Genomic DNA, 6,042 nt, shown 5'->3' on the forward strand with positions numbered 1-6,042 from the left:
CAGACTCGCTAGTGCGGCCTGCGTTTGCCATGATTGTGTTTTGCGAAACAGTCCGTTGATTGTTAGTGACTGTTATCGCAAAAACGCTGGTATTTGGTGGGCCCTGAGTGACTCGAACACTCGACCAACGGATTAAGAGTCCGCTGCTCTACCAACTGAGCTAAGAGCCCGAAAATCTGACCGGTACGACTGGTGGTGGGTTGTGCGGGACTCGAACCCACGACCAACGGATTAAAAGTCCGCTGCTCTACCGACTGAGCTAACAACCCGCTCGGGTCACACCCCTTGGGGTTTTTCCCGTCACCCGGGTAGAGCCCAAAATTCTAGCACGGGTTTTTTGCTTGGTTCAAGCCCTGTTGATGCGTTGACGCAGCACTTCACCGGCGGCGACCAGGCCGAAGGTGGCGGTGACGATCACGCTGGAGCCATAACCATGGCAATTGAGGCTGCCGTCGTTGCCACCCTCCGCCTCGCAGGCCTCGGCCGGCGCAGCCACGCCTTCCCGAGAGAACACGCAGCGCAGGCCCATCGCGCCTTGCCTGGCCGCGCCCTGCTTGCGCAGGCGCTGGCGCAGCGCGGCGAGCAATGGGTCGTGCGTGGCCTCGGCCAGGTCGGCCACTTCGACACGCTGTGCCGCTTGTTTGCCGCCGGCCGCGCCGACCGTGACGAACGCGCTGCCGCCGGCCAAAGCCCAGGCTGCCATTGCCAGCTTGGCATGCGATTGATCGCAGGCATCGATCACCGCGTCCACCGGTTGCGGCACCAGGCCGGGCCAGTTGTCGGCGCTGGCGAATTCTTCGATGGTCTGCACCTCGCAGCCCGGGTGGATGTCGGCAACGCGCTGGCGCAGCGCCTCGGCCTTCGCCATGCCCAGCGTGCTGCCCAGCGCCTGCACCTGGCGGTTGATGTTGGACTCGGCCACATGGTCCAGGTCCACCAGCACCAGCCGCGCGACACCGCTGCGAGCCAGCGCTTCTACCGCCCACGAACCCACGCCGCCGAGCCCGATCACCGCCACCGAGGCGGCACGCACGCGGGCGTAGCCGGCATCGCCATACAGGCGCCTCAAGCCGCCGAAACGGCGCTCCAGGTCGGGCGCCAGGTCGTGCACCACACTCATTGCTGCAGCCTCATGCCTGCCGCTCGATGCGCCAGACCTGCCAGCGCAAGGCCAGCACTGCACCGCCGACAATCGCCGCCAGCGCAACGAAACTGCCGATCGACAGCGTCGACACGCCCGACAGGCCCTGCCCGATGGTGCAGCCCAGTGCGCAGACGCCGCCCACGCCCATCAGCACCGCGCCGACCAGGTGGTTCGCGGTGTCCTCGACACCCCGAAATCCTTCCCAGCGAAAGCTGCGGCCCAGCAGCGCCGCCACGGCGCTGCCGAGCACGACACCGGCGACGATCACGATGCCCTGCGTCAGCAGCTTGCTCTTGTCGCTGAAGAACAGCAGCCAGTCCACTGCATAGGCCAGCGGTGCGACGAAACTGAAGGCCTCCATGCGCTGCGAATTGGTGGCCAGGAAGGCCGGCTCCAGCGTCTGCGGGTGTTCGGCCAGGTGGCCCAGACGGCCCGACACCCACCAGGCCCCCACCACCACCGCGCCGATGCCGATGCCGCCCAGCAGCACAGCGGCCGAGCGGCCTTCACGCCGCACCAGGACCCAGGCCACGACACCGCCACCGATCAGCGCACCCAGCCAGCCGGCATGGTGTTGCGCGCTGCCGCCGAAGGCCCAGGCAACCAACGACGGCAGGTCCTGGCCCGCCGGCAGCGCCCACACCACCCGGTCGATGGTGTTGACGCGTGCCACCGCGGTAATGCCCTTCAGCGTCGCGAAGGCCGCGATGGCCAGCACGCAAAACACCACCAGCGACTTCAGGTTGCCGCCGCCGACGCGCACCAGCGTCTTGCTGCCGCAGCCCGAGGCCAGCACCATGCCGAAGCCGAACATCAGCCCGCCAACGATCTGCGACAGCCACTGCCATTGCGGCGCGGCATACAGGCTGTCGGCCGCGCGCAGCCAGCCCAGCAGCACCATCGCATTGAAGCCCAGCATCGCGACGCCGATGGCCAGCGCCCACATGCGCAGGCGCGTCCAGTCGCCGATGTTGACCACATCGGCCACCGCGCCCATCGTGCAGAAATGCGTGCGCTGCGCAATCGCGCCGAACAGCCCACCGAGCGCAAACGCCGCCCACAGCACCTGGGGGCCGAGCGCCTGCAGCTCAGCGTCGCTCATACCGCACGACCATCAACCCTTGAGAGAACCCAGCCGCTCACGTCCGGCGCTAGCAGCCTCGGATTTCGGGTAGGTCTTCAGCAGATCGTCCAGCGTGCGCCGGGCGGCCTTGATGTCCTTCATCTCGACCTGGCAGTTGGCCAGCGCCAGCATCGCCTCCGGCGCGCGTGGATGCTCCGGTGCATTGGTGATCAGCGCACGGAAGGTCGTGACGGCTTCCTTGTAGTCGCGTTTGCCGTACAGCGCATTGCCGAGCCAGAAGCGCGCCGAATCGAGGTAGCCGCTGGTCGGATAGCGCCGCACGAAGGCCGAGAGCACGGCCGCGGCCTTGTCGAACTCACCGTTGCGCAGCACCGCCATCGCGTCGTCGTAGGCGCGGCGCTCGTCGGGATCGACCAGGAACTCCTTGCCATCCACCGACACCTGGGTGGGCTCCAGCTTCTTCAGCCGCTCTTCCAGCCCCTGCGCGCCGGCTTTCTGGCCCTGCTTCAGTTCGGCCACGTCGCGCTGCATCTGTTCCTGCACGCCGCGCAGGCGGGCCGATTCGGTGCGTTGCGCCTCCAGCTGCGCATTCAGATCGACCAGGCTGCGGCGCAGCTGCTGCAACTGGTCAAGCAACTGCGCATTGAGCACCGACAACTCCGCAATGCGGCTCTTGGCCGCTTCGTCGTTGGTGGCGATGCGGGTGCGCAGATCGAGGATGGCCTTGCGAGCCTCTTCATCGTCGAACAGGCCGGCACGGGCGTCGCCGGCCGTGCCGGCCAACAGGCCGACCATGCAGGCCAGCAGCATGACGACGGCGCGGGCCTGGCGCCGCGGCGGCTGCACGAGCGGACGGTGCTGCACTTCAGCGGTCCTTCAACTCGGCCCGGCGGTTCTTGGCCCAGGCCACTTCGTCGTGGGCCTCGGACACCGGCTGTTCCTTGCCGAAACTCACGGCCTCGATCTGCGCATCGCCGGCGCCCAGCAAGGCCAGCGACTTGGCCACCGCTTCGGCGCGCTTCTGGCCCAGGGCCAGGTTGTATTCGCGGCCGCCGCGTTCATCGGTATGGCCTTCGACACGCATGCGCTTGCCCTTGTTGGTGGCCAGCAGGCGCGCATGCGACTCGATCAGCCCGCGGAAGTCTTCCTTGACGATGAAGCTGTCGAAGTCGAAGTACACCGTGCGGCCCAGGTTGGCGAGCGCCGCCGGCGTGCGGTCCAGCGAGATCGTCGCGACCTTCGACTCCTGCGTGCCGGTGCCCTGCGGTGTGGTGACGTTCGAGCCCTGCGGGATGGTGCCCACGCTGCGCGCATTGGCATCGACCACCGGCGTTTCGTCGAGCTTCACGTTCGAGCCGCAGCCGGCGAGCACCGCGGCCACGGCCAGACACAGGCCGGTGCTGCGCAGCGCGGTGCGACGGGGGGTGGACGAGCGGATGCGATCAGCGTGCCTCATGTTCTGCTCCTTGCGTGTCAGGTTTGAATTCCCGCACGGCGGGTGACTGGAAACGCCGCTGCCATGCCGTCGATGGCCATGCGGTCAGCGGATGAACGGGCCCCAGGCCGGCTCGCGCACGTCGATGCCGGTGGACAGCAGGCGCGTGCGAATCTTGCCATCGAGGGTGGTGGTCATCAACACGTCGCGGCCCTGGGCCCGTGTGGCGTACATGATCAACCGGCCGTTCGGCGAGAAGCTGGGGCTCTCGTCGTCGGTGGTGTCGGTCACGGCCAGCGGGCTGCCGCCGGCCAGGTCCAGCGTCATCACGCGGAAGGCGCCACCGCCGTCCCGCGCGACGTAGGCCAGGGTCTTGCCGTCGGGGCTGATCGCCGGGCTGATGTTGTAGCTGCCGCTGAAGCTGACCCGCTCGGCGCCACCGCCGCTCACCGGCATGCGGTAGATCTGCGGGCTGCCGCCGCGGTCGCTGACGAAGTAGAGGCTCTGGCCGTTGGGCGTGAACACCGCTTCGGTGTCGATGGCACTGGTGGTGGTCAGGCGCTGCTTGTCGCCGCCGGCCAGGTCCAGCTGGTAGAGCTGCGAGACGCCATCGACCGACAAGGTTGCCACCAGCTTCTTGCCGTCCGGCGACCAGGCCGGCGCGCTGTTGGAGCCGCGGAAGTTGGCCACCGCGCGGCGCTCGCCGGTGAACACGTCCTGCACCATCACCACGGCCTTGTCGAACTCGAAGGACACGTAGGCCAGCTTGCGGCCATCGGGCGACCAGGCCGGCGAGATGATGGGTTGCGGGCTGCTCAGCGCGAGTTGGCCGCCTTCACCATCGGCATCGGTGATGCGCAGCGTGTAGCGGTTGGCCGCCCGCGTGACGTAGGCGATGCGCGTGGCATTGACGCCGCGCTCGCCGGTGAGTCTTTCATGCACCGCATCGGCAATGCGGTGCGCAGCCAAGCGCAAGTCGGCCGCAGAGACAGCCAGCGCCTGGCCCAGCAGGTCTTCGCCCTTGACCACGTCCCAGAGCTTGAAGCGCACATCGAAGCGGCCATCGGGCAGGCGCGTGACCGAGCCGGCCACCAGCGCATCGGCATTGCGGGCGCGCCAATCGGGGAACTGCGGCGCACTGCGCTCGTCCAGCGCCCCACTGGAATCGACACCGCGGAACAGTCCGCTGCGCTCCAGGTCGGCCCGCACGATGGCCGAAATGGCCTGGCCACTGCGGTCTTCGTCGCGGAAACGGGTGATGGCGATCGGCAGCTGCGTGGCGCCGATGCCGGAGATTTCGACCCGGAACTGGGCCTGGGCGGTGGCGGTCAGGCCCCAGCCGAAGCCGGCGGCCAGGGCGGCGTTGAAACGTCGTCGGTGAAGTCGCATCGGGTGAATGGAGTCGCTGATGCCTTGAGGGTTCCGTGCGGGCGCATTGTAGGCAGGCCCACCCTGCCGCCCGCCAGCAAGCGTCACCAGCTGTTCAGCCCGCTGCCAATGGCAGGTTCAGCGGAACGCGCGCCGCAGTGCGCCGGCGCACAGCATCACCGCGGTATTGGCTTCCTCGATCACCTTGCCCATCGGGATGAAGCCATGGATCTGCCGCTCGAAGCAGACGTACTGTGCCGGCGTGCCGGCGGCTGACAAGGCATCGGCGTACTGCCGGCCCTCGTCGCGCAGCGGGTCGTAGCCGGCCGTGATGACCAGCGCCGGCGGCAGGCGCGACAGGTCCGGATGCAGCAGCGGCGATGCGCGCCAGTCGTCATGCAGGGCCGGCTGGTCGATGTAGTGCGCACGGAAGTAGCGGATGCTGTCGGCAGTCAGCAGGTAGCCTTCGCCATTGCGGGTGTGCGACGGCGCGATGGCGCGCATGTCGGTGGCTGGGTAGATCAGCAACTGCAGGCGCGGCGCGGGCATGTCGCTCGCAACGGGCGACTCACCCGGGTTGCCGGGGCCGTCGCGCAACAGCAGCGCCACGGTGGCGGCCAGGTTGCCGCCGGCACTGTCGCCGCCGACCGCCAGCCGACGGGCATCAACGCCGAGTTCCACGGCCTGCGCCTGCACCCAGCGGGTGGCCGCCTCCGCGTCTTGCACGGCGGCCGGGAAGCGGTGTTCCGGGCCGAGCCGGTAGTCCACCGCGATCACCACGCAGCCGGCGCCCAGCGCCAGTTCGCGGCACAGCACGTCATGGGTGTCGAGGTCGCCGATGGTCCAGCCACCGCCGTGGTAGTACACCAGCACCGGCGCCGGCACGGCCACGCCTTCGGGGCGGTACAGGCGCAGCGGAATCGGCCCCAAGGGCCCCGGCGCCTGCAGCTCGCGCAGCTCGGCCATCGCCGGCGGCGCAGGTTGCGTGAAGTAGCGGCGCTCGCGGTAGAC

At 68.5% G+C, this 6,042-nt stretch carries 6 protein-coding genes and 2 tRNA genes; all 8 read right to left on the reverse strand.

Annotated elements, in window-relative coordinates:
• Positions 1-94: 94 nt before the first annotated feature.
• A tRNA-Lys gene (locus tag VLK61_RS27850) sits at positions 95-170 on the reverse strand.
• Between the two features lie 23 nt (positions 171-193).
• Positions 194-269: transfer RNA gene (locus VLK61_RS27855), tRNA-Lys, on the reverse strand.
• A gap of 77 nt (positions 270-346) precedes the next feature.
• Entirely contained in the window at positions 347-1,120 is a 774-nt protein-coding gene (locus tag VLK61_RS27860; RefSeq protein WP_325426197.1) for a tRNA threonylcarbamoyladenosine dehydratase, read from the reverse strand.
• A 10-nt stretch (positions 1,121-1,130) separates the two neighbouring features.
• Complete coding sequence (locus tag VLK61_RS27865; RefSeq protein WP_325426199.1) at positions 1,131-2,246, reverse strand: YeeE/YedE family protein; 1,116 nt, start codon at positions 2,244-2,246, stop codon at positions 1,131-1,133.
• A gap of 12 nt (positions 2,247-2,258) precedes the next feature.
• The gene (ybgF, locus tag VLK61_RS27870) at positions 2,259-3,038 is read right to left on the reverse strand and encodes a tol-pal system protein YbgF (RefSeq protein ID WP_414636877.1); all 780 of its coding nucleotides are present in this window, start codon (positions 3,036-3,038) and stop codon (positions 2,259-2,261) included.
• Positions 3,039-3,093: 55 nt separating this feature from the next.
• Positions 3,094-3,684, reverse strand: coding sequence for a peptidoglycan-associated lipoprotein Pal (pal, locus tag VLK61_RS27875; RefSeq protein WP_325426203.1), 591 nt, complete (start codon positions 3,682-3,684; stop codon positions 3,094-3,096).
• Positions 3,685-3,768: 84 nt separating this feature from the next.
• Positions 3,769-5,052 carry a Tol-Pal system beta propeller repeat protein TolB gene (gene tolB / locus VLK61_RS27880; protein ID WP_325426205.1) on the reverse strand — a complete coding sequence of 428 codons (1,284 nt, stop codon included), beginning with the start codon at positions 5,050-5,052 and terminating at the stop codon, positions 3,769-3,771.
• A gap of 117 nt (positions 5,053-5,169) precedes the next feature.
• Positions 5,170-6,042 (reverse strand): alpha/beta hydrolase (locus tag VLK61_RS27885; protein ID WP_325426207.1); only part of this gene is annotated, 873 nt, incomplete at its 5' end.

The organism is Aquabacterium sp. (genome assembly GCF_035476535.1).
Classification (GTDB): domain Bacteria; phylum Pseudomonadota; class Gammaproteobacteria; order Burkholderiales; family Burkholderiaceae_C; genus Pseudaquabacterium.

Coding starts and splice junctions, on each gene's coding strand:
- tolB (WP_325426205.1), bottom strand. CDS start 5,052: ATGCGACTTCACCGACGACGTTTCAACGCCGCCCTGGCCGCCGGCTTC.
- ybgF (WP_414636877.1), bottom strand. CDS start 3,038: ATGCTGCTGGCCTGCATGGTCGGCCTGTTGGCCGGCACGGCCGGCGAC.
- VLK61_RS27860 (WP_325426197.1), bottom strand. CDS start 1,120: ATGAGTGTGGTGCACGACCTGGCGCCCGACCTGGAGCGCCGTTTCGGC.
- pal (WP_325426203.1), bottom strand. CDS start 3,684: ATGAGGCACGCTGATCGCATCCGCTCGTCCACCCCCCGTCGCACCGCG.
- VLK61_RS27865 (WP_325426199.1), bottom strand. CDS start 2,246: ATGAGCGACGCTGAGCTGCAGGCGCTCGGCCCCCAGGTGCTGTGGGCG.